17 protein-coding genes are annotated in these 25,785 nt (G+C 32.1%); 9 read left to right on the forward strand and 8 right to left on the reverse strand.

Going from position 1 to position 25,785, the window contains the following annotated elements; translation table 11 throughout:
• The first annotated feature begins 13 nt into the window (after positions 1–13).
• The 6 genes from ACXIHB_RS12435 to ACXIHB_RS12460 all read left to right on the forward strand — a co-directional run bounded on the left by ACXIHB_RS12435 (position 14) and on the right by ACXIHB_RS12460 (position 15,123).
• Positions 14–3,151, forward strand: a complete 3,138-nt coding sequence (locus ACXIHB_RS12435) for an efflux RND transporter permease subunit (RefSeq protein ID WP_047790745.1) — start codon at positions 14–16, stop codon at positions 3,149–3,151.
• 2 nt (positions 3,152–3,153) lie between these two features.
• On the forward strand, positions 3,154–4,554 hold the full coding sequence (locus ACXIHB_RS12440) for an efflux transporter outer membrane subunit (RefSeq protein ID WP_047790744.1): 1,401 nt from the start codon (positions 3,154–3,156) through the stop codon (positions 4,552–4,554).
• Between the two features lie 13 nt (positions 4,555–4,567).
• Positions 4,568–5,137, forward strand: a complete 570-nt coding sequence (locus tag ACXIHB_RS12445; protein WP_159612749.1) for a TetR/AcrR family transcriptional regulator — start codon at positions 4,568–4,570, stop codon at positions 5,135–5,137.
• A 146-nt stretch (positions 5,138–5,283) separates the two neighbouring features.
• Positions 5,284–6,834 (forward strand): AraC family transcriptional regulator, encoded by a 1,551-nt coding sequence (locus tag ACXIHB_RS12450; protein WP_281980751.1) that lies wholly within the window; start codon positions 5,284–5,286, stop codon positions 6,832–6,834.
• Between the two features lie 251 nt (positions 6,835–7,085).
• The gene (locus ACXIHB_RS12455; protein ID WP_462098360.1) at positions 7,086–14,204 is read left to right on the forward strand and encodes a BspA family leucine-rich repeat surface protein; all 7,119 of its coding nucleotides are present in this window, start codon (positions 7,086–7,088) and stop codon (positions 14,202–14,204) included.
• Position 14,205: 1 nt separating this feature from the next.
• Entirely contained in the window at positions 14,206–15,123 is a 918-nt protein-coding gene (locus ACXIHB_RS12460) for a PorP/SprF family type IX secretion system membrane protein (protein ID WP_462098361.1), read from the forward strand.
• Positions 15,124–15,138: 15 nt separating this feature from the next.
• Here the strand turns inward: ACXIHB_RS12460 and ACXIHB_RS12465 are convergent, their stop codons facing one another.
• The 5 genes from ACXIHB_RS12465 to ACXIHB_RS12485 are packed head-to-tail and all read right to left on the reverse strand — an operon-like array spanning position 15,139 to position 19,456.
• Positions 15,139–15,948 carry a DNA/RNA non-specific endonuclease gene (locus ACXIHB_RS12465; RefSeq protein ID WP_073184210.1) on the reverse strand — a complete coding sequence of 270 codons (810 nt, stop codon included), beginning with the start codon at positions 15,946–15,948 and terminating at the stop codon, positions 15,139–15,141.
• Positions 15,949–16,392, reverse strand: coding sequence for an acyl-CoA thioesterase (locus ACXIHB_RS12470; protein ID WP_047790796.1), 444 nt, complete (start codon positions 16,390–16,392; stop codon positions 15,949–15,951).
• Between the two features lie 34 nt (positions 16,393–16,426).
• Positions 16,427–17,494 (reverse strand): ABC transporter permease, encoded by a 1,068-nt coding sequence (locus ACXIHB_RS12475; RefSeq protein ID WP_173359436.1) that lies wholly within the window; start codon positions 17,492–17,494, stop codon positions 16,427–16,429.
• Positions 17,487–18,752, reverse strand: coding sequence for a mechanosensitive ion channel family protein (locus ACXIHB_RS12480; protein ID WP_073184214.1), 1,266 nt, complete (start codon positions 18,750–18,752; stop codon positions 17,487–17,489). Before ACXIHB_RS12480 ends, ACXIHB_RS12475 begins: the two co-directional genes overlap by 8 nt.
• A gap of 14 nt (positions 18,753–18,766) precedes the next feature.
• A complete protein-coding gene (locus tag ACXIHB_RS12485) occupies positions 18,767–19,456 on the reverse strand; it encodes a queuosine precursor transporter (RefSeq protein WP_159494767.1) in 690 nt (229 codons plus the stop codon).
• Positions 19,457–19,521: 65 nt separating this feature from the next.
• Between ACXIHB_RS12485 and fabD the strand changes: the two genes are divergently transcribed.
• Positions 19,522–20,406, forward strand: coding sequence for an ACP S-malonyltransferase (fabD, locus tag ACXIHB_RS12490; RefSeq protein ID WP_159615094.1), 885 nt, complete (start codon positions 19,522–19,524; stop codon positions 20,404–20,406).
• A 73-nt stretch (positions 20,407–20,479) separates the two neighbouring features.
• On the opposite strand, the gene ACXIHB_RS12495 is transcribed toward fabD, so the two are convergent.
• From ACXIHB_RS12495 to ACXIHB_RS12505, 3 genes are all read right to left on the reverse strand, one after another.
• Positions 20,480–20,674 (reverse strand): hypothetical protein, encoded by a 195-nt coding sequence (locus tag ACXIHB_RS12495; RefSeq protein ID WP_073184218.1) that lies wholly within the window; start codon positions 20,672–20,674, stop codon positions 20,480–20,482.
• Between the two features lie 271 nt (positions 20,675–20,945).
• A complete protein-coding gene (locus tag ACXIHB_RS12500) occupies positions 20,946–21,347 on the reverse strand; it encodes an MFS transporter (RefSeq protein WP_159615093.1) in 402 nt (133 codons plus the stop codon).
• A 16-nt stretch (positions 21,348–21,363) separates the two neighbouring features.
• A complete protein-coding gene (locus ACXIHB_RS12505) occupies positions 21,364–22,491 on the reverse strand; it encodes a DegT/DnrJ/EryC1/StrS family aminotransferase (protein ID WP_462098362.1) in 1,128 nt (375 codons plus the stop codon).
• 156 nt (positions 22,492–22,647) lie between these two features.
• Between ACXIHB_RS12505 and ACXIHB_RS12510 the strand changes: the two genes are divergently transcribed.
• Positions 22,648–25,080 (forward strand): ATP-binding protein, encoded by a 2,433-nt coding sequence (locus tag ACXIHB_RS12510; protein WP_253055366.1) that lies wholly within the window; start codon positions 22,648–22,650, stop codon positions 25,078–25,080.
• Between the two features lie 306 nt (positions 25,081–25,386).
• On the forward strand, positions 25,387–25,785 hold the full coding sequence (tssD, locus tag ACXIHB_RS12515) for a type VI secretion system tube protein TssD (RefSeq protein WP_073184365.1): 399 nt from the start codon (positions 25,387–25,389) through the stop codon (positions 25,783–25,785).

Genomic DNA, 25,785 nt, shown 5'->3' on the forward strand with positions numbered 1-25,785 from the left:
AATAAAACCAGTTATGTTACAAAAATTTATAGAGCGTCCGGTACTCTCTACAGTAATTTCTATTATTATAGTAATATTAGGAGTACTGTCATTAACACAATTACCGGTAACGCAATATCCAGATATTGCACCACCAACGGTGCAGGTTACTGCTTCTTATCCAGGAGCTAGTGCCGAAACAATTTTAGAAAGTGTTATTGTTCCTATAGAAGAACAAATAAACGGAGTAGAAGGAATGACCTACATGACTTCTACTGCAAGTAATACAGGTACAGCAAGTATTCAAGTTTTCTTTGAACAGGGATATGATCCAGATATTGCAGCTGTAAACGTACAAAACAGAGTTGCTAGAGCCAATGCGTTATTACCTTCTGAGGTAACAAGAGCAGGAGTTATTACAGCAAAACAACAAAACTCAGCATTATTATATGCTGCAGTTTACTCTACAAATCCTGAGTATGATGATGTTTTTATTCAAAATTACTTAAATATAAACGTAAAACCAGAATTACAACGTGTATCAGGGGTAGGAGCAGTAAACGTGTTTGGGGCAAAAGACTATTCGATGCGAGTGTGGTTAGACCCAGCAAAAATGGCATCTTATAAGTTAGAACCTAGAGAAGTAATTGCAGCGATTAATGAACAAAGTTTAGAGGCAGCAGCTGGGTCTTTAGGACAAAACTCAGGAGAATCTTTTGAATATGTAATTAAATATAAAGGACGATATAAAACTGCAAAAGAATACGAAAACGTTGTTGTAAAAGCTCTAGGGAATGGGCAGTTTTTACGTGTTAAAGATGTAGCAAAAGTAGAGCTAGATGCATTTTCATATTCGTCATTATCACGTACAAACGGGAATCCAGCACTTAACTTTGGTGTTTTTCAAACACCTGGATCTAATGCACAAGAAATTATTGAAAACATCTATGTAAAACTAGAAGATTTAAAGAAAGATTTTCCAGAAGGATTAGATTACATTATTAACTATGATACCAATAAATTCTTAACAGCATCTGTAAACAAAGTAAAAAGTACTTTAATAGAAGCCTTTTTATTAGTGTTTGTAGTAGTATTTATCTTCTTACAAGATTTTAAGTCTACCTTAATACCCGCAATAGCGGTTCCAGTATCAATTATTGGTACCTTCTTTTTCTTAAATCTATTTGGGTATTCTATCAACTTATTAACCCTATTCGCTTTAATTTTAGCAATTGGAATCGTGGTAGATGATGCTATTGTAGTAGTAGAGGCGGTGCATGCTAAACTGGAAGATGGAGCAGAAAGTGCAAAAAAAGCATCAATTTCAGCGATGAGTGAAATCAGTGGGGCTATTGTGTCTATTACGTTAGTAATGGTGGCGGTTTTTGTACCAATTACGTTTATACAAGGTCCATCAGGAGTATTCTATGAGCAATTTGGGGTAACACTAATGGTTGCTATTTTAATTTCAGCAGTAAACGCACTAACACTAACACCAGCTTTAAGCGCATTACTATTAAAGCCACATAACGATACTCACAAGAAAAAAGGACTATTACAGCGATTTTATGATGCATTTAATGCAGGATTTAATGCGGTAACTAATAAATATACTAAATCTTTAGGGTTTTTAGTAAAGCACAAATGGGTAACAGCAGGTATTTTAGGGTTAAGTGTTTTGGCTATTGTATGGGCAAGTAATACGATACCTACAGGATTTGTACCTTCGGAAGATAGAGGTGTAGTCTTTATGAATGCTGAATTACCTGCAGGTTCTTCTTTAGATAGATCGTATAAAGTAACAGAAAAGTTATATGAAAGTATTAAAGAAATAGAAGGAATCAAAGGGGCATCGTTTATTAGTGGAAGAAACTTTTTCTCAGGAGAAGGAAGTTCGTACGCAATGGGCTTTATTATTCTGGAAGATTGGAGTGAAAGAGAAAGTGATGCTGAATCAGTTAAAAGTATAGTAGGTCAACTTTTTGGTAAAGCAGCTATGATACCAGATGCAAACATTATTTTCTTTACCCCACCAAGTGTACCGGGTTTTGGTAGTGCAGACGGTTTTGAAATGAGATTACTAGATCGTGCAGCCAAACCATTAACAGAAATGGATGCAACAGCCAAACAATTTGTTGGTTTGTTAAATCAACAACCAGAAATAGCGTTTGCTTCTAACTCTTTTGACACTGGATTCCCTCAGTTAGAACTAGATATAAATGTAGAAAGAGCTAAAGAAGCAGGAGTATCAACAAGTGCTATCCTTTCAGCTTTACAAGGATATATTGGAGGAAATTATGCAGCTGACTTTAGTAGATTTGGAAAACAATTTAGAGTTTTCGTACAATCGTTGCCTGAAGACAGAATAAATGAAGAAAGCTTAAATAGTATGTTTATAAAAACACCAAGTGGAGAAATGACACCAATCTCTCAATTTGTTAGTTTAGAACGTGTATATGGACCACAAACAGTTAATCGTTTCAACTTGTTCAATTCAGTAACAGTAAATGGAGGAATCACACCAGGATTCAGTACAGGAGACGCAATTACTAAAATAAATAGTTTAGCAGAAAATAATTTACCAGAAGGATATAGTGTTGCTTATTCTGGAATCACTAGAGAAGAGATAGCATCATCAGGACAATCTACCATTATTTTTATGATTAGTATTCTGTTTGTGTATTTCTTATTAGCAGCACAATACGAGAGTTATCTATTACCACTATCAGTAATTTTATCATTACCAATTGGGGTAGCAGGAGCATATTATACAACATATTTAGCAGGGTTAGAAAATAACATCTATTTCCAAATAGCTTTAATTATGTTACTAGGATTGTTGGCTAAGAATGCGATTCTTATTGTAGAGTTCGCAATACAGCGTCGTAAGCAAGGAAATAGCTTATACGATGCTGCTATTGAGGGAGCAAAAGTACGTTTAAGACCTATTTTAATGACTTCTTTTGCCTTTATTCTAGGGTTATTACCATTAGTGTTAGCAAAAGGAGTAGGAGCTGAAGGGAATAATTCTATCGGTACCGGTGCTGCAGGAGGATTATTAATTGGTACTTTAATAGGGGTATTTGTTATTCCTGTATTATTTGTAATATTCCAATGGTTACAAGAAAAAGTATCAAGTAAACCAGCTGTTGTTGAAATTAAAGAAGATTAATTATGAAATTTATTTTAAATAAAACTTTGGTTGTAGTCATTATGGCTACAACCCTACAAAGTTGTTTCGTAGCGAAGGATTATGTGCGACCTGAGTTAAAAGAAACAGAACATTTGTATAGAACAGATAATTTACCAAAAGACAGTATCTCAATGGCAGATGTGTCTTGGAAAGATATGTTTACTGATGCTCATTTGAAAGAATACATTGATGAAGGACTTCAGAATAACTTAGATATCCGTGTAGCCATACAACAAATGGCTGCTGCTGAAGCTTACATGAAACAAGGTAAAGCAGGGTATTTACCTACTTTAAGTGTAGGAGCAAAAGCTACACATCAAGAATTAGCAAAAAACAGTCAGTTTGGATCTTTTTTTAATGGTAGTATAGATCAATATGAAATTACAGGAAACCTTTCTTGGGAAGCTGATATATGGGGTAAAATACGAAGTAATAAACGAGCAGGAAAAGCAGCATATTTACAAAGTGTAGCTGCTCACCAAGCAGTAAAAACTCAATTAGTTTCAGCAATAGCAACTACCTATTATCAGTTAGTAGCTTTAGATGCTCAATTAGAAATTACTGAACAAACTATTGAAACCAGAGAGAGTAGTGTAAATACTATTAAAGCTTTAAAAGAAGCAGGTCAGGTTAATCAAGTAGCTGTAGACCAAAATATAGCACAATATAACAATGCAAAAGCGTTAAAGGTAGATTTAGAAGCTTCTATTTTTAAAACAGAAAATGCCTTAAACTTGCTATTAGGAAGAACATCAGTAGTTGTTAAAAGAAGTAAACTTTCACAACAAGAGTTAGATGTTACTATAAAACTAGGTGTTCCTACTATTTTGTTAAGAAACAGGCCAGATGTAATGGCTGCTGAATATGGATTAATTAATGCTTTTGAAATGACAAATGTTGCTAAAAGTAATTTCTATCCATCGTTAACTTTAACTGCAACAGGTGGTTTTCAGAGTTTAGATTTAGATGAATTACTAAGTACTAATTCCTTATTTGCTAATATTATAGGAGGCTTAACACAGCCTATCTTTAATCAAAGAAAAATAAAAACGCAGCACGATGTAGCTAAGGCACAACAAGAACAAGCATTGTTAAGTTTCAAAAAGACTTTGTTAACAGCAGGGAATGAGGTTTCAAATGCACTTTTCGATTATAATGCTGAAACCGAGAAATTTGAATACAGACAAAATGAGGTTGAAGCTTTACGAAGAGCAGAAACTAACTCTGAGGAGTTATTAAAAAATGGGTATGCAAATTATCTTGATTTATTAACAGCAAGAGAAAGAGTTTTGAACGCAGAAATAAACGTTATAAATAACAAATTAAATCAATTATTAAGTACAGTAAATATATATAAAGCTTTAGGAGGAGGATGGAAATAAAGTAGGGTTGATTATGAATAATAGGGAAAAACTTATCAATGTTGCAAAAGAAAAATTTATAGCATTTGGTAGTAAGCATACTACAATGGATGAAATAGCTGAGTTACTTGGAATTTCAAAAAAAACTATTTATGCATGCTTTTCTTCAAAAGAAGAATTGATAATTGAAAGTATCAAAGAATTAATAAATGAATTTAAAATTGATATAGAACCTATTTTAAAATCTGATAAATTAGCATTAAATAAAATAATAGAAATATATGAGGTAATTTTTAAATACGTAATAAAGTTTAAACCTTCTTTTATTTTTGGATTAAAAAAATACTATCCCAATGCCTATGATGCCTATATAGAAGTAACGAAGAATGTTGTATCTAAAGATGTGATAAATTTACTAGAAGAGGCTAAAGTAAACGGAGAAATAAGGAAAGATGTAGATCTTGAGCTATTTAGTAAATTGTATCTAAGTAATTTAGAAGGGAGATTGTTTAATGCTGACAACTTATTTAAAAATTACCCAAGAGAAGTCTTACTTGAATATATGATTATAAATAATTTAAACTCTTTAAAGCCTAGCAAATAAGAACATAAATTTTTGTGGTTTTTGATGAAAAGTGTCGTGTAGTATGTTATCATATCTACAAGACACTTTTTTGTATTGAAAAAATGATTTATAGATGGAAAAAGAAAAAGTATTTTTGACGTATTTTTGTAATAAAGTAACAGAAATTGTTAAAAAAAATAACTACATATTTATTACTTAGTATTACAACTTTGTTTTATAGCCAGGATAAAACAGGATTGCAGTTCTTAAATATTCAAAAAAAAGCAGAGAATTATTTAGAAAAACTACAAGAAAATTATACAGAAGGAAATTATAAGCTTCATAAAATTTATAGTGACTCTTTATACAATATATCTAAAAAGAATAACCTGAAAGCATTACAAGTAAAAGCAATGGTTAACCAGGCAATAAGCTTAAACATGCAAACAAAATATGTAGAAGCTATAGCACTGTATAAAGAGGCATTAGTTATTGCTAAAACGATACCAGAAAGCAAACAAGCTGAAACTGTTGTGTTAGTTAACTTAGGAAATATATATAATAATGTAGAACTTTATGAAAAGAGTATAGAAACCATGAAGATGGTGCTAAAGCAAGCAGCCTATACTGAAAAACCAAAGTTAATAAAAATGGCTGCGTTGAACGGATTATCGATAAGTTATTCAGCTTTAAATAAAGAAGAAAAATCATTACTATATGCAGAACAAGTAAAAGAAATAGGAGAAGAAACAGGTAATGAAAATATCATTTTAACATCCTTAAACCATATTAGTAGTTCCTATTATAAATTAGGAGCGTATCAAAAATCTATTGAAACAGCAAACAAAGCAACAAAATACAAGTCTTTTGAGAAAAATACTAGGGTAAAAGCATGGCTTTTAGTTAATTTAGGAGTCGCAAATTTAAAACTAGAGTTTTATAGTGAAGCAGAAAAATACTTAAAACAAGCGTTAAGCATAGCTTCTGAAAAAAGTATAGAAGAAATTGAAATGATATGTTATGAAAACTTGACTACGATATATCAAAAATTAAACAAAACGACAGCTTACTTAAATACAGAAAAGAAATATAATGAGAGTCGAATAAATTTTCTTAAGAATCAAAAAAAAGCGATAACAGAAGAGCTAAAGGCAGAAATTAAAGCAAAAGAAGAAACTATTTCAGCACAAGAAAATACAGAAGCTTTACTCTCAGACCAACAAAAAACAACCTTGTGGTTTAGTGTGTTATGTATGATTGGTTTAGGTGGGTTATTTTGGATTTATATAAAAAAGAATGAAGAAGAAAGTGCTATTGAAGAAATAAAAGAGCAAACAAAAGAAGTAAAAGTAATCCAAGAAAAATATAAAAATTCTTCATTATCAAAAGAAGATAGAAGCTCTTACAAACAAAAAATATTAAAGGAAATTGAAGAAGAAAAAATATACTTAAACCATAACTTAACTCAAGCAAGTTTTGCTAAAAAATTATCACTAAGCAGTCATCATTTGTCTGAAGTGTTTTCGTTTGAATTTGACAAGAATTTTTATCAACTCATCAATTCATATCGAATTAAAGAAGCCAAGAAAATGTTACAATTATCTACAAGCAAAGACCACAAAATACTCGCTGTTGCTTACGATTCTGGTTTCAAAAGTAAAACTACTTTCAACCGCGTGTTTAAAGAACAAACAGGTTATACCCCATCAGAGTATCGAAAAAAACTAATAAATTAGGTTCCACTCTATAGAATGATACTTCTATAACAATCAACGGTTATATCTTGCGCCTCATTACTTAATGTAAACGATATTATTAAGTAATACTTAGCTTTTATTTTATATATGAAGATTCAGTTTGAGTTGGTAATATCACCAAACAAACAACACCTATCAAACCAATATTTAATGGCTGGGTAGTTTTTACTTTATGTAGTATGTAAAAAAGCTTGATTAAAATAGAAGTGTTAAAAATTATATTAAAAAGAATGAGGGCATTAATAGGTAAATTTTTAAGAAGTGGTTTAGTAGTACTTTTTTTAATTTTAAGTAGTCAATTGTTTTCGCAGTCGTTCACTTCTTTATGGAACACGGCAAATATTAGTACTGGCTCTTCTGGAGTTAATGAAATAAGCATCCCAACGAATTCAGCTTACACGTATTCATACACCGTTGATTGGGGTGATGGAAATATTGATTCAAACGTAACAGGAGACATTACCCATACCTATGCCGCACAAGGAACTTATACAGTTAAGATAGATGGTACGTTTCCTGCAATTTATTTTAATAATACTGGAGACGTTGACAAAATTATCGAAATCTTGTCTTGGGGTACTATTCAATGGCAAAGTATGGAAAGCGCATTTTATGGATGTTCAAATCTAAATTTTGATGCTATTACTCCACCAAATTTAAGTCAAGCTACTAGCCTACAAAATGCTTTTAGAGATTGCTCATTGTTTAATGGTATTATGAATAATTGGGATGTAAGCACCATAACTAATATTTCAGGGTTATTTATGAATTGCGAAATTTTTAATAGACCTTTAGATCAATGGGACACATCTAGTATAATAGACATGTCTTACACTTTTTATAATGCAAGGGAATTCAACGAACCATTAGATAACTGGAACACATCAGCAGTAACTACTTTAGAAAACTTTTTATATAGAGCCCGTAAGTTCAATCAAAATATTAATAACTGGAATGTAGCTAATGTTGTTAATATGGAAGCAGCCTTTTACGATACAAGTGCATATAATCAGCCAATGAATAATTGGAATGTTGGTAATGTTACCAATATGAATAACACATTTAAAGGTTCTAATTTTAATAGCCCAATAGACAACTGGAATGTAAGTAGTGTTACAACAATGGAGGGAATGTTTAGTCAAGCTAAATTCAACCAACCTATAAATACATGGAATGTTAGTAATGTTACAAATATGTCTAGGCTATTTTTTAGAAACAGAACCTTTAATCAACCTTTAAATAACTGGGATGTTAGTAATGTAACAAACATGTCGGGTATGTTTGATGGATGGGCTTGGGGAGCAGTTTTTAATCAACCCATAGGTAACTGGGATGTTAGTAATGTTACTGATATGAGTTACATGTTCCGAGATAACTCAGGCTTTAATCAAGGTATAGGAACTTGGAATGTAAGTAATGTTGTTACCATGAGAGGAATGTTTGAAGGCGCCACTGTTTTTAATCGAGATATTAGTTTGTGGAATGTTAGCATGGTTACCAATGTAGAAAGTATGTTTGAAAGAACAGAAGCTTTCAATCAACCATTGAATACTTGGGATGTGAGCAATATTACTAATATACGCAACATATTTCAACGAGCAGAAGCTTTTAACCAACCTTTAAATACTTGGGATGTAAGTAATATCACTGATTTTCAATATATGTTTGATAGAGCTACGTCCTTTAACCAAGATATAAGCAGTTGGCAAACAGGAAATGCTAGAAACATGTCTTATATGTTTAATCAAGCTACTTCATTTAACCAAGACATAGGAGTCTGGGATATATCTAGTGTTACAAACATGACAAACATGTTATCGAATAGCGGTATTTCTCAAGAAAACTATGATAATATTCTTATAGCTTGGAATGCTCAAACAGTTCAAAATAATGTTGATTTAGGGGCGACGAATCTAAATTATTGTGATGCATTAAACCAAAGACAAAGTTTAATTGATAATAACGGGTGGACTATATCAGGAGATATTGTAAACTGTTCTTATGTATTATGTACTCAAATAACCATGCCGCAAGATGGAGATACACAAGTGCCTGCAAACAGTGATATTCGTTGGAATCCAGCTCCTAATGCTACAGGATATAGAATTAGTGTAAGAAGAGAAAACGGAGCGACTTCACAGGTTATATATAATAATGAAGATGTAGGAAATGTTGTAGGAGTAGATTTTACCAACGAATTTATAGCAGGAGATACTGTATATGTAACAGTTGTCCCGTATAACGCAGAAGGACCAGCTACAGGTTGCCAAGAAATTAGTTTTACAGTAATAGAAAGTTGGGTAAATAGCCCAGATGCATTCAAGCTTACTTATGACACAAGCATACAAGTATTAAGTTATACTAGCCCTACGAATCAATTAGAAATAGAAACAAATTCAGGCTACCCGAACTATCTTACTTATAACTATTCTATAGATTGGGGAGATGGACAGTACGATCATAATGTAACAGGGAATATTACACACACATATCTTACCCCAGGTATTTATACCGTAAGTATTATAGGCGTTTTTCCTTCTCCTAAGCATGAGTATGTAGGTGATTCTCATAAATTATTATCTATAGACCAGTGGGGTAATCAAGTTTGGGAAAGTATGAACGAAGCTTTTTATGGTTGTGGAAATATGGAGTACAATGCTACAGATATTCCTAATCTTAGCAATGTAATAGATATGGAAAGAATGTTTAGCTCATGTAGAAAATTTAATGGAAACATAAATAATTGGAATGTAGGTAGTGTAACTAACATGCGTGGTATGTTTAGTGGAACTTCAATTTACAACCAACCACTTAATAATTGGGATGTAGGTAATGTTACTAATATGAACTACATGTTTGGTAGTGCCATAGAGTTTAATCAAGACATAGGAAATTGGAATACAAGAAATGTTGCAGATATGGGAGGGATGTTCCAAAATGCAGAAGTATTTGATCAGAATATTAATAATTGGAATGTGAGTAGTGTTACAGATATGAGTAGTATGTTTGAAAGAGCAGAAGCATTTAACCAACCACTTAATAATTGGGATGTCAGTAATGTTACCAATATGTCTGAAATGTTTAATGGTTTTATTTCAAACATGGCTTTTAACCAAAATATTGATAATTGGAATGTAAGTAATGTTACAGATATGTCTGAAATGTTCCAGAGATGTGTTGATTTTAACGAACCTTTAAACTCTTGGAATGTAGGTGCTGTTACAAACATGACTTCGATGTTTGAAGGCGCTTCTTCTTTTAATCAAGCCCTAAGTAATTGGAATGTTTCTTCAGTAACCAACATGGAGAGCATGTTTCAGAGTGCTAGCGCATTTAATCAGAACATAAATAGCTGGAATGTAACCAATGTAACCAACATGAGTTTAATGTTTTACAATGCTCAAATGTATAACCAACCGTTAAATTCTTGGGATGTAAACTCAGTAGTTAATATGTCAGGTATGTTCCGAAGAGCAGAAGCATTTAATCAGCCATTAAACTCTTGGGATGTAAGTGCTGTTGCTAACATGAGTCAAATGTTTCAAGAAGCCACAGTTTTCAACCAACCATTAAATTCATGGAATGTAAGTTCAGTAACCTTAATGCCTTCGATGTTTGAAGAAGCTATTGCTTTTAATAGTCCGTTGGAAAACTGGAATGTTTCTGTAGTAACAAACTTTGAAGCAATGTTTAAAAATGCAGAAATATTTAACCAACCCTTAGGGAATTGGAATACAGGCGAAGCACAAACAATGGCTGAAATGTTTCATGGAGCGTCTGCATTTAATCAAGATATTAATAATTGGAATGTATCTTTTGTAACCACTATGCAAGAAATGTTTCGAGGAGCAACGTCTTTTAATAGACCATTAGATTCTTGGAATGTAGCATCGGTAACTAATATGCAAGGCATGTTTCAAACAGCAATAGCTTTTGATGGTGCTATTGGAAGTTGGAATATTAGGAGAGTAACCACCATGCAAGACATGTTTAATGGTGCAACAAACTTTAATCAACCAATGAATAATTGGAGGCCAACAGCAGTAATGAACATGGATAGAATGTTTCAAGGTGCAAGTTTGTTTAATCAACCTTTAAACCAATGGTTATTAAATACGGTATCGATGAACGCTATGTTTAATAACGCTACAGTTTTTAATCAAGATTTAGGTGATTGGAATATTAGTGGCGTAACCAACATGCAAAATATGTTAGATAATACAGCTCTTACTAGAGTGAATTACGACAATACGCTTATTGCATGGTCTGAACAAACACTAACACCTGGAATAAATATAGGAGCTAACACTCTTCCCTATTGTGATGCTGTAGAAGAAAGACAATTAATGATTGATAGTTTTGGATGGTCTTTTACGGGTGATGTTTTAGATTGTCCTATTCCAGAATGTACACAGTTAATAGCGCCTTTAAATGGAGCAACAGATGTTCCTGTAAATACCAATTTAACTTGGGAACCTGTTTTGTATGCACGTGAATATGCTTTAACAATTAGAATTGAACCTTCAGGAATGATAATAAACGAAACTGTTGTAAATGCTACCACTTATGAATTTGCTACAGATTTTTCAGGAGGAGAAATAGTTTATGTTACTATTGTACCTTCAAACGAAAATGGAGATGCAGTAGGACCTTGTGTAGAAGAAAGCTTTACGGTGTCTACAACTCCATCTACAGTACCAGATTGTACCAGCTTAACCTTACCACTTGCTGGTGGTACAGATATATCTGTAAGTACAAACTTAGAATGGAATGTTATAAGTAATGCAGATGGATACAGGCTTACAGTAGGAACTACTTCAGGTGGAATAGATATTCTTGATAGTATTGATGTAGGTAATAGTACAACATACGATTTACCTGTAGATTTACCAGAAGACACCGATATTTTTGTAACTATAACTCCTTATAACGATAAAGGAGATGCAACAAGTTGTGGAGAAGAGTCTTTTAAAACAGAGTTTATTCCAGTAGTACCTAGTTGTACAAGTTTAGTGAATCCTATAAATGGATCAACGAATGTTCCGTTGAATACTGATATTTCTTGGAATGAAATTACAGAAGCAACCGGGTATTTAGTAAGTGTAGGAACTACTCAAGGAGGGATAGAGGTTGTGAATAGTATTGATGTAGGAAACATAACAACTTATAGTTTTACTCAAGACTTACAAGCAAATAGAATACATTATGTTCGTATAATTCCATACAATGATGTAGGAGACGCTACAGGTTGTGTAGAAGAAAGTTTTACTACTGGAGATGCAGTGGTAAGTGCACCAAACTGTACCACAATAACAGTTCCAAGTAACGGAGCAACGAATGTTAGTGTTAGTACAGGAATTAGTTGGGATGCAGTAGCTGATACAGATGGATATTACCTTTCAATCGGAACTACTTCAGGCGGAACTGATATTGTAAACAGCGAATCAGTAGCAGGAACGAGTTATACTTTAGCTAGTGATTTACCAGAGAACACAACAATTTATGTATCGGTAATTCCATACAATTCGGTAGGAAGTGCTACAGGGTGTTCAGAAATTAGCTTTACTACTGAAATAGTACCAACCGCACCGAATTGTACCACAGTCACAGTTCCAACCAATGGAACAACAAATGTTAGTGTTAGTACAGGAATTAGTTGGGATGCAGTAGCAGATGCTGACGGATATTACCTATCAATTGGAACAACCTCAGGCGGAACCGATATTGTAAACAACGAATCAGTAGTAGGAACGAGCTATGCTTTAGCTAGTGATTTACCAGAGAACACGACAATTTATGTATCAGTAATTCCATATAATTCGATAGGAAGTGCTACAGGATGTTCTGAAATTAGCTTTACTACGGAAATAGTACCAACCACACCGAGTTGTACCACAATTACAGCTCCAAGTGATGGAGGAACTAATGTAGCAGTCGATACAAATATTACTTGGAACGCAGTAGCTGATACAGATGGGTATTATATATCAATCGGAACAACCTCAGGCGGAACTGATATTGTGAACAACGAATCAGTAGTAGGAACGAGCTATACTTTAGCTAGTAATTTACCAGAGAACACGACAATTTATGTATCGGTAATTCCATACAATTCGGTAGGAAGTGCTACAGGATGTTCTGAAATTAGCTTTACTACAGAAATAGTACCAACCTCACCAAATTGTACAACAATAACAGTTCCAAGTAATGGAGCAACGAATGTTAGTGTTAGTACAGGAATTAGTTGGGATGCAGTAGTAGATGCCGATGGATATTATGTATCAATCGGAACAACCTCAGGTGGAACCGATATTGTAAACAACGAATCAGTAGTAGGAACGAGCTATACTTTAGCTAGTAATTTACCAGAGAATACAACAATTTATGTATCGGTAATTCCATACAATTCGGTAGGAAGTGCTACAGGATGTTCTGAAATTAGTTTTACTACGGAAATAGTACCAACCACACCGAGTTGTACCACAATTACAGTTCCAAGTGATGGAGGAACTAATGTAGCAGTCGATACAAATATTACTTGGGACGCAGTAGCTGATACAGATGGGTATTACCTGTCAATTGGAACAACTTCAGGTGGAACCGATATTGTAAACAATGAGCTAGTGATAGGAACAACATACAATCCTACGAGCGATTTACCAGAGAACACAACAATTTATGTATCAGTATTACCATATAAGTCGGGGGGCTTAGCAACGGGCTGTGGTGAAGTTCGTTTTACCACAGAAACCGTTGCAATTATACCAAACTGCACCACAATTACAGTTCCAACCAATAAAGCAACAAATGTTAGTGTTAGTACTGGAATTACTTGGGACACTGTTTCAGATGCCGATGGATATTACCTGTCAATTGGAACAACTTCAGGTGGAACCGATATTGTAAACAACGAGTCAGTAACAGGAACGAATTATACTTTAACTAGTGATTTACCAGAGAACACCATAGTTTATGTATTAGTAACTCCATACAACTCGCTAGGAAGTGCTAATGGGTGTTCTGAAATTAGTTTTAGAACTGAAGCAAGCTTAGTAGGGGAAACCAAATACGGTTTTTCTCCAAATGGTGATGGAGTAAATGACTTTTGGGAAATAAAGGGAATTGAAGAACATCCTAATAATATAGTAACTGTTTTTAATAGGTGGGGAGATATGGTTTTTCAGATGAAAGAATATGATAATCAATTTAATGTTTTTAGAGGCGTAGCCAATAAGCTAACGAGTATGGGAGGTGATAAGTTACCAGCAGGGACATACTTTTTCAGTATAAAAATTTCAACAGAGGGGAAATCAAAAGAAACAAAAGGGTTTTTAGTTTTAAAAAGATAAGATGAAAGAGATAAGGAACTATATTTTACTGTTTATTTTTATGATGGTACTTCAAAATAATTGGGGACAACAAACAGCTTTGTATCCAGAGTATAATTATAATCCGTTTATTATAAACTCTGCCTATACGGGAATGTCTGATGGAGCAGAAATTACACTTAGTAATTATGACTATATAAATAGTATTGAAGGAAGTCCCAGAACATTGTCATTAAGCTTTCATACTCCGATTGCAAGAAAAAAAATGGGGATAGGTGGTGCTATTGTACGAGATAAAATAGGGGTAAGTACTTATACAAATGCGTATGCTTCATATTCATATAAAATATTTTTTGATACGGAGATTGATAGACCTTATTGGCAACATTATAACGAACATGTAATATCGTTTGGACTAACAGCAGGAGTACAGCAGTTTCATGAGAATTTGTTAGAGCTAGGAATTACTGATGATATAGAGTTTTCAGAAAATATGAATGTAACGGTACCAACCGTAGGTATTGGGTTTTTATATAATCATGCAGATTTTTATGCAGGAGTTTCACTGCCAAATCTTTTAGGCGATAAATTAGCGTCTAGAGATGATTTAAATATATCAAACCCTATTTACGGTTATTTCGGGTATCGTTTTTTTACCAATCGATTTGAGGAAGTAATGATTAAACCTAGTGTTTTTTTGAAATATGAAGGGGGAGCACCTATGCAGATTGACGCAAATGTTGCTGTTAACTATAAAAACAAATTTGAAATCGGTACGGGCTATAGAAGTAGTTCCTCAATTAATTTTTTAGCAGGTATTTATGCTCTAAAAAACTTAAAGTTTGTGTACTTCTACAATGCAGCATTTAGTGATTCTGTGTTAGGAAACAGTCATGGGGTTATCCTTTCGTATGTTTTTGAGAAAAAGCGCAGGTATTAAAAAGGAATGTTGGAATTACCTAAAGCTCCAATTTTTATAATTAGCAGAAGCCTCTAGTTGGTTTTCAATAGTATCAGGTAATTCAGGGAAGAAATCAATACCTGTCTTTTGTTCTAATTCATCGATAGAAACTACAAAGTCAGATAGAGGTTTATTACTTTCCTTATGGGGAAGTAAAAAGGCAATGGCTTTAATTTCAGGTTGAGTATAATCTAGTAAAACCTTATAAAAATAATTAGGAACACTTACTTTTTCCTTTCCTATAGTTTTCAAATTAGGTTCTAAAACACCACCAGTAACAACATACAAGTGATTATATTTTTTAGCCCAATAACGAGTTTTTTGCTCTAGTTTATTCCAAATACCAGCATTAAACTCATGGTTTTGAGGAGAAATGTTTGAAGTGTAAAAAGTTTCATCATGAGCACTTTTAGAGGCACGTCTATCACCAGCAGGACATAAATGTCCTTTGTCATAACCAGATCTTTTATAATTCCTCCAATCTGCAGATTTTGTCTTCACCTTGGGGTCTACAATAAAAAATGGACGCTTACGATTGGTATAAGCAATATCACTTTTATCTAAAGGATAAGCAACCCATTCAGCTTGCTCGTGTTTTTCGCTATATGATAACTGGTAGCCATTATGTTTTATAATGACTCCAGTTGTTGAGGTAGGAAAGTAATTGAAGTTATTAGTTTTATTACTGGCTGTTTCTGTTGTAGGTTCAGAAAAGTTCTTAGCTTCTTCTTTTTGTTGTAACCAATAACCTACAAGTAAAGCAACAATGGTAATAACAACCTTTATTTTCCTTGAAGTACTCATTTAATTACTTAAAACGATTTCTTTAAAGTCTTCAGTTTTTTCAACTTCGTTAAAAATCTCTTGAAATTTAACAGGAGGTACTGTTAATTTACGCTTAACCAAGTCTAACCAAGCACCATAAACAGTGATAATTGCAGAAAGTTTACCTGCTTGATTAAAAACTTCATGTTGAATTTTCCAACGTTCACCTTTTCCGGATAAACCAGTAACTTTTAAGTTTACAGTTATGTCTTCTCCCATGTGTATTTCACGTAAAAACTTGGTGTTTTCTTCAAATAAAATAGGACCAACTTTTTCCTTAGTAAAATCTTGAACAGTTACATTATGCTCTTTAAAAAAACGTAAACGTAATTCAGCAGCGTAATCATTGTATGCGGTATGACGCATGTGTATGTTGGCATCAAAATCTGCCCATCTTGTTTTAAACTCAACACTAAAACTCATATCAAAAAAATTTAAGAAAGCGAATTTACAAATTTTAAGCTTTCACATCTAAAGCATCACGAAGTGTATTTCCAATTAACATAAATGCCATTACTAAACTCATAATTGCTAATCCTGGAATCAATGCTAAAAATGGTTTGCCCAAAATGATATAATTATAATGATTTTTAATCATAGCACCCCAAGAGGGAGTAGGAGGTTGGGCTCCAATACCTAAAAAACTCAGTCCGCTTTCAATTAAAATAGCAGCTGCAAAATTTGCGGCGGAAATTACAATTATAGGAGCTAAAATATTAGGTAAAATATGTTTGAAAATAATTCTAAAATCAGAAAAACCTAAAGCTTTGGCAGCTTCCACATATTGCTGCTGTTTAGTAGTGATTACTTGACCCCGAACTACACGAGCAACCTCTACCCACATAGTTAATCCCACTGCAATAAAAACTTGCCAAAAACCTTTACCCAAAGCCAAAGTAATAGCGATTACTAATAAAAGTGTTGGAATGGACCAAGTGATATTGATAACCCACATAATAAAATCATCAATTTTTCCACCAAAATAACCAGCAATAGCGCCAATAGGAATTCCTATTAAAAGCGAAATAAACACAGCTATAAATCCAATAAAAAATGAAATTCTAGCACCAATCAACAACCTGCTTAATAAATCACGACCATATTTATCAGTTCCTAAATAAAATGTTTTTTGTTGAATGTATTGTTCAAAGGAAACAGGAAACTCTTTTGGTAAACCATCGGAGTATTTAATAGCTTCTAACTGATTGTTTTTAACAGAAAATGACTTTATAGGTATTTCTGTTGATGAATTTTGCTTTCCTTCCATAAAAATAGAAAACCACGATTGTTGGTTTTTTACTTCTGAAGGAATGCTTAATAGTTGCACAGAAAAACCAGGAGGTTTCGAGTGAATTTCTAAATGCATTTGATTGGCAGAGTTACTGTTGTCTGGAGCTAAAACATAACAAAAAACAGCAATAAACCCGCATAAAATAATATATCCAAAACTAAACATACCTGTTTTACTATGTTTAAATTTTTGGATAGCTATTTGCCATAAAGATGTACCTGTATTATTATTCACTCTTTTGTATTTCTTTCAAGTTATTGATGTCAATACTTGATGGATTTTGAAAAACTTCCAAATCAAAATATTTTACAGAAGCTAAAATATGATCAAAAATGTTCGCCATAACACGTTCGTAATCTACCCAATTTTTTTCTCTACTAAAGGCATAAATTTCTAGTGGAATTCCGTTAGGAGTTGGCTCTAACTGACGAGACATTAACAACATATCTTGATTTATTTTTGGATGATTTTCAATGTATTTATCCAAGTAAATTCTAAAAGACCCAAAATTGGTTAAGTTTCTACCGTTTAATATTACAGATTTGTCAATATTGTTTTCTTCGTTGTATTTTTTTACTTCCTTGCTACTTTTTTCAATATAGTCAGAAATTAACTCAATCTTTTTAAAGCGCTCAATATCTTCATCGGTAAGAAAGTGAATGCTATTTATTTTAATTAAAATTGATCGTTTTATACGTCTACCTCCTGAAGTATTCATTGTTCTCCAGTTCTTAAAAGAATCGGATGTTAAATAATACGTAGGAATGCTAGATATTGTATTATCAAAATTTCTAATAATTACAGAAGTAAGGTTAATTTCAACTACATCACCATCAGCGCCATATTTTTCCATGGTAATCCAATCTCCAATTCTAACAGTATCATTTACTGCTACTTGAATGCTTGATACAAAACCAAGAATGGTGTCTTTAAAAATTAATAATAATACTGCTGAAAAAGCACCTAATGCAGTTAAGAATCTAATTAAAGGTTTTCCAGTTAATACAGAAAAAGATGATATAGCAGCAATAAGCCACATGATTACCATGAAAATTTGCACATAGCTCTCTAAGGGTTTGTCTTTGAAAGCATTTGTGGTACGAAGAAAATCTTTAACACTTAGTAGAATACTACGTATAAACCAAATAATAGCAAAAATAATGGCAATAGTAGCAATACGTTCAGCGTAGGTAAACAGGTTAGGGAAATCGACTAAAATATCTTTTAAAAAATTAAAAACAATAGTAAGAATAACAATTCTTGAAAGGTTTAAAAAGGTTTTGTTTTTAATAAGCATATCATCAAAACTAGTTGATGTTTTTGCTGCCATTTTATTAACTGTTCTTTTTCCAACGTATCTAAAAACTTTGAATAAGATATAACCTAAAATTCCAAACACAATAAGATTTGCAAATAAATTTAGGTATGTAGCTAATGTTTCTGAAAGTGAAAGCTGTTCTTTAAAAATTTTATAAAAAAACTTGTTTAACATAAAGTAATATTCGTTTAAAATTTGCTGATTTCTTCACCTATTTGTAAGTCAAATTTTTTTCTAAACCAATATATAACAACATACAAAACAGGAGTGTCAAGAGCTGCTATAATGACTTTAAATAAAAAACCGCTAAGTAAAAGGCTACCAAAAATACTCCAAGGAAGTATTTTAAAAGAACTCAATAAAAATAATACGGTAAAAGTATCTATAAATTGTGACAAAAAGGTAGAAAAATTATTGCGAAGCCATAAATGTTTTCCTTTAGTTAATTTTTTCCAAAAATGAAAAATTCGAATGTCTATAAACTGAGCAGCTAAGTAAGCTAGCATAGAAGCTAGTACAGCAAAAGGAGAAAGCCCAAAAACTTTGGTAAAAGTTTCGTCGCCAATGGGAGAGTTATTAATTGCAGGAGCATAATCAGCTACTAAAATAATTAACATAGAAAAAAAGGAAGCAAAAATTCCTGCTACAACAACTCTGTTGGCCTTTTTCTTACCATAAATTTCAGAAAGAATATCTGTAATTAAAAAAGTAATAGGATATGGAAGTATTCCAACAGATACTTCAAAACGAAATAAATTAAAGGGTTCCCAATAAAAAAACTTCTGAAAAATAAGGTTTGAAGTTACAAGAGAGGCTATAAATAACGAAGCTAAAACTAGGTAAATAAGTTGTGCTTGAGATTTTTGTTGTACAGTCATAAAACGAAGATAGTAATTTTAAAAGTTGTATGTTTGCAAGGTTAAATAAACAACAAAACAAACAAATGAAAGCGTATATTTTTCCAGGTCAAGGAGCACAATTTACAGGAATGGGGTTAGACTTATATGAAAACTCTCCATTAGCTCAAGAACTTTTTGAAAAAGCAAATAATATATTAGGTTTTAGTATTACTGACGTAATGTTTGAAGGTACTGCTGAAGAATTAAAACAAACTAAAGTAACACAACCTGCTATCTTTTTACATTCAGTAATTTTAGCAAAAGTTTTAGGAGACGATTTTAAACCAGAAATGGTTGCAGGTCACTCTTTAGGAGAATTATCAGCGTTAGTAGCTAATGGTGTATTGTCTTTTGAAGATGGATTAAAATTAGTTTCTAAGCGTGCTTTAGCAATGCAAAAAGCATGTGAAATTCAACCATCTACTATGGCAGCTGTGTTAGGATTAGAAGATGTTGTAGTTGAAGAAGTTTGTGCTTCGATTGATGGAGTTGTGGTAGCAGCAAACTATAATTGTCCAGGACAATTAGTAATCTCTGGAGAAATTGAAGCTGTTGAAAAAGCTTGTGAAGTATTAAAAGAAAAAGGCGCTAAAAGGGCATTACTTTTACCTGTAGGAGGAGCATTTCATTCACCAATGATGGAACCAGCTCGTGAGGAGTTAGCTGCAGCTATTGAAGAAACTACATTTAACGAACCTATGTGTCCAGTATACCAAAATGTGGTAGCGAAAGCAGTAACAAACCCTGCTGAAATTAAAGAAAACTTAATAGCGCAATTAACAGCGCCAGTAAGATGGACACAATGTGTGCAGGCAATGATAGCTGATGGTGGTACTGAGTTTGTTGAAGTTGGTCCTGGTAAAGTATTACAGGGATTAATGCGTAAAATTGATAGAAGTGTAGCTGCTAGTGGTGCTTCTTTAGCATAAATAGTAAAAACAGATAGTATAGAAAATCCCGTTCTTTTGGAACGGGATTTTTGTTTTGTGAAAAAGAAAATTGTTATCTAGCTAAAACACAATCTTCACAATCTTTAACTTCACCATAATAGGTTTCTCTGTATTTGTGTACCGTTTCCAGAGGTATAATATTTAAAAACATTTTTTTAATGTAGGTAACATTAGTATGAAGTTTACCCATTTTTCTTGAAAATCGTTTTTCCAAACGTGTTTCTCTTTTAATTTTAATCAATTTCATTATTCTAGTATCATTTAATTAGAGTACAAAGCTAATAGGCTTAAAGCGTGATGTCAATTAATAATCGTTAAAACATTAAAAATCAACTAATAAATGTGTGTTATTAAATTTAGAGTGTATTATTTTAAGAATATGATAATAGGTAGTAGAAATAATTCACAAATTAGAGGTGTGAAAAAGCTGTTTTTTGCTAAAATGAATAAAAAATCACTCAAAAATGATTAAAAACAACCAAAAATGAGTGATTTTTTGTCTTTTTATATAAGAAATCTTAGCTTCTGATATCTAAGGTTTGGAATATTTGTGCTTTTTTTGGAGCTAAAAGAATTAAATAAATTAATAAGATTACTCCTAACAATAAAAAATCAGGTTTTAAAATTAAAATCAAAAAACAAGCACCTTCAATAATAGCCCATCTAGCTATAGAAGCAGACTGATAAATAGCAAGTTTCTCTTCATTACTAGCATCTTTTTGAATGTTTCTCAACATGTTTTTAAAGATGAAGTTACTAGCAACATAAGCTATTGCAGGAATAAATGCATAGAACAAAGATGAGTCATCAATCACCATGTCAAACATGGTCTTGAAATTACCTAAAAATGTAAAAGCAAGAGTAATTCCAGCAATTAAGGCAAGGTGAATAATTTTTAAAGTTTTAATTTTTTGATTCATAAGATTTCAATCCAAATTATTGAATAAAATCATTTACAGTTTTAGAGATAAATGCTAGCTGCTCTTCATCTAATTCTGTATGCATTGGCAATGAAATAACTTCATCTATTAATTGATTGGTAACAGTGAAGTCATCTTCATTATATCTATCATCTTGATATGCTTTTTGAGCATGTAACGGAACAGGATAATAAATAGCATTTGGAATTCCGTTATCTAATAAATGTTGGTGTAACTCATTACGTTTTCCGTTAGTAATTCTCAATGTATACTGATGGAAAACATGCGTTGTAAAATCGCTAATAGTTGGTGTGATAATATTTGGGTTGTTAGTAAATGCGTTTGAATAATATTCAGCAGCTTTTCTGCGGGCATCACAATAGCTATCTAATAAAGGTAACTTAGCTTTTAATACAGCCGCTTGAATAGAATCTAAACGAGAGTTTACTCCAACTACATCATGGTAGTAGCGTTTGTACATTCCGTGATTAACCATTCCGCGAAGTGTATGTGCTAATTCATCATCATTGGTAAAAATAGCTCCACCATCACCATAGCAACCTAAGTTTTTAGAAGGGAAGAAAGATGTTGTTCCCACATTTCCAATAGTTCCTGCTTTCTTCTTCGTTCCGTTAGAAAAAGTATAATCTGCTCCAATAGCTTGAGCATTATCTTCTATTACTAATAAGTTATGTTCTTTAGCAATTTCTAAAATAGCTTCCATATTAGCACATTGTCCGAATAAATGAACAGGAACAATAGCTTTTGTTTTAGGGGTAATTGACTTTTTTAGAGCTTCAATGTCAATATTAAAAGTGTCAGGTTCAACATCAACTAAAACAGGAGTTAATTTTAATAAACCGATAACCTCAACAGTTGCAGCAAATGTAAAATCAGCTGTAATCACCTCGTCACCTGGCTCTAAACCTAAGCCCATCATAGCTATTTGTAACGCGTCAGTACCGTTAGCACACGGAATCACATGTTTAACACCTAAATAATTCTCTAAATCTGCTTGGAATCCATGAACATATGGTCCGTTAATATATGCTGAAGAATTTAAAACTTCTTGAATAGAAGCATCAACTGTCTCTTTTATTTTTTGATATTGACTTTGTAAGTCAACCATTTGAATTTTTCTCATTTTGACATGATTTTATAAACATCAAAAATACAAACTATCTTTGATTGTTACGAGGTCTTTAGGCAAAATAATATCTATTAATAATTCAAAATTTAACAGATATATTTAAAACAAGAAAGACGAAGTATCGTTATTTTTACCAAAGATTATTAATTAATGAAAGAATCTAAACGTAAAATAGCTTTTAAGGTTTTAGTGGGTTATGCTACCCTAGCGGTTTTAGCGGTTATTTCAGGAATCTTGCTGTTTTCTGAAATAAAAACATACATAGAGATACAAAAACAAGGAGTTTCTGATAGGAATAATATTATACAAACAGGAGGGTTAATTGCTGATATATATGAAAATGAAAATTTAGGGAGAGCCGCCATTCAGTTAAATTCTTATAAACGATATAATGAATATGTTACCGAGAATAAATTATTGTTGAAAAAAATTGACTCACTTAACTTCATAGCAAAAGACGTATCTAAAACATTTATTTTAGACAGTGTTAAGCTGGTTTTAAATAAAAAACGAAAAAACATAACAAGTTTAAGAAGGTTAAACCAAAGGAATGCTTCAGAAAAATCAATAGATGAGGCTATAGACAAGCTAGGGTCTATAGATTCTTTATTAGGCAAAGGTTCAGTAAAAGATCTTGTAGATAATCCAGATGTTTTTAATAAGAAAACAGGATTAAGTTTAGAAAAGTATTTACGCCTGTTTGATAATGAAGAAGAAGGAGAAGAGAAGCCTGTTAATGTTGAAGAACAAAAGAAAATTGACTCATTAGTTTCTGCATCTAAAGAAATACTTCAAAAAGCGCAGAGAGAAACAGTTATTAAACGTAGGTTTTTGAGAATAAAAGAGAGAGAATTAATTGAAAATGATATTATAATTTCAAGAAAATTACGGGAGGTTTTAAATGTACTAGAAAAAGATGTTATTGTTAATGCTAACATAGCTCATAAAAAACATGAAGAAACGTTAGAACGTAGTAGAAACATAATTCTATTAGCAGCTGGAGTAGGTTTTGTAATAATTATACTTTTTTCAATAATAATATTAAATGATTTTTGGAGGAGTCAACATTATAGGCAAGAATTAGAAAGTGCAAATGCAGTTACTTCTTCACTTTTAAAAAGTAGGGAGCAACTAATATCCATGGTAAGTCATGATTTAAGAACTCCTTTAAGTACAATTACCGGTTTTAGCGAGTTATTACAAAAATCAATTACTAGTACTAAAGAGAAAAATTATGTGGTGCATATACAAAATGCATCGGTTTACATGGGGCAGCTTGTCGGCGATCTTTTAGAATTTTCTAAATTAGAGAATAGTAAAATAACTATTGAAACTATTCCTTTTGATTTAAAAAGAAATATAGAGGAAGTAGCTAATAGCGCTAAAAGCCTTGTTCAAAATAAACCAATTTCAATAAATGTAAATCATGATGAAAATATAAATTCATTAATTGTTAGTGATCCTTTTAGAATAAAACAAATACTATATAATTTAGTAACTAACGCATGTAAGTTTACAAAAGAAGGTTCAATAACAATAAAAAGTAAGTTAAGAAGCGTAAAAGAAAAAAAATATATAGAGATTAGAGTGATTGATACTGGAGTTGGAATTGGAAAAGATGAACAAGAAAAAGTTTTTAAAGAATTTACGCAAGCACATGAAAAAGAGAATAGGCAAAATGGATTTGGGTTAGGTTTGACCATTTCTAGAAGACTAGCAGAACTTTTGGGAGGATCTTTAACTTTACAAAGTAGTTTAGGAAAAGGCAGTATATTTTCGTTGTTCGTGCCTATTACTTTTGCTGAAGAAAAATCAAATGAAAAAGGGATAATCCCACAAAATAAAAGCCTTAATATTAATGCTATAATAGTTGAGGATGATGCTTCTTTGAGAATACTTTTGAAAAATGTTTTAGAAGAATTAGGAATAGCGGTAACTTCTTTTAGTAATGCGCAAGAGGCACTAAGTAGAATAGATAATATTATCTATGATTTAGTGCTTACAGATATACAACTTCCTAAAATGAATGGTATTCATTTTATGGAAACCTTAAAAAAACACAAATCTTACAAAGGTCAGCCCATTATAGCAATGACAGGGAGAGCAAATTTATCGGAGAATGAATATGTTAAAAATGGTTTTTCAGATGCCATAATAAAACCATTTCACGCTAAAAAATTGGAAGAAATTTTACAGCGATTTTTTGATTTCAAAGCCCAGGAAAAAGATGTGGTTATTAGTAAGATTGACAACGAAATAACAACAAATAGCTTTGATATTACTTCCTTGAAAACATTTTTGAATAATGACGAAGTAGAGATAAAGAAAATATTAAAATCTTTTTTAAAAGATACCGGAGAGAATTTATTGCTATTAAAAGAGTTAGTGAAAAATAATGATGTACAAGGGTTTAATGACGTTAGTCATAAAATGTTGGGAATGTTTAGGCAATTAAAAGCTACTAAGTTAATAACTTTTTTAGAAGAATTTGAGGTTAGTAAAGAGATAAATAAAACCTCATGGAAAGATTTTGAAAAAGAATTAGAAATCTTTTTAGTAGAAATAAAAAAGTATTTTAATTGATTATCAAAAGAGCGTAAAATCAATTTAATCAGTAGTAGTCTTTGTTTAGTTAAGATTGTTAAGTTATCTTGAGAAAATACTTTAAGAAAAGTAACAATTTATTTACATAAAAATTTGGCAGTAATAAAACTATAATATACATTTACACCACATAAGGCAATATTTGTTATCTTCTTTCTTCTTATAGAATGGCGCCAAAAATAAAAAAAGAGAAGGTTTTATATTGTTTAAAGCTTTCTCTTTTTTTATTGAGAAAGCTCTAAAAAGTATTTTAAAATTAATTATTAAACCCAAAAAAAAGAAACTATGGGATCATTTAGAGCAAGTTTCGAATTCGCAGGAAAAGAATTCGACGTATTAGAAGCTGAGTACAGCTTAAACAGAAACACAGACACAAAAGGTAAGCCATCTTCAAGTGTAAACGGAGGAAGAGTTACTTTAACTATTGAATCAACATCAGATACTTCTGTTATCGAGGCAATGGTAAATAGCCAGTTTAAGTCTGTAGATGGAAAAATTGTTTTCAAGAAAACAGATGAAGATTCAAAAATGAAAGAAGTAGAATTTAAAAACGCTTACATCGTTTACTTCAAAGAAGAATTAGATGTAAACAACGAAATTCCAATGAAATTAACAGTTACTTTCTCAGCTGAAGAATTATTAATTGGTAACGCAAACTTAGATAACCGTTGGCCAGTAGCTTAA

It is taken from the genome of Tenacibaculum sp. IMCC1, assembly GCF_054906355.1.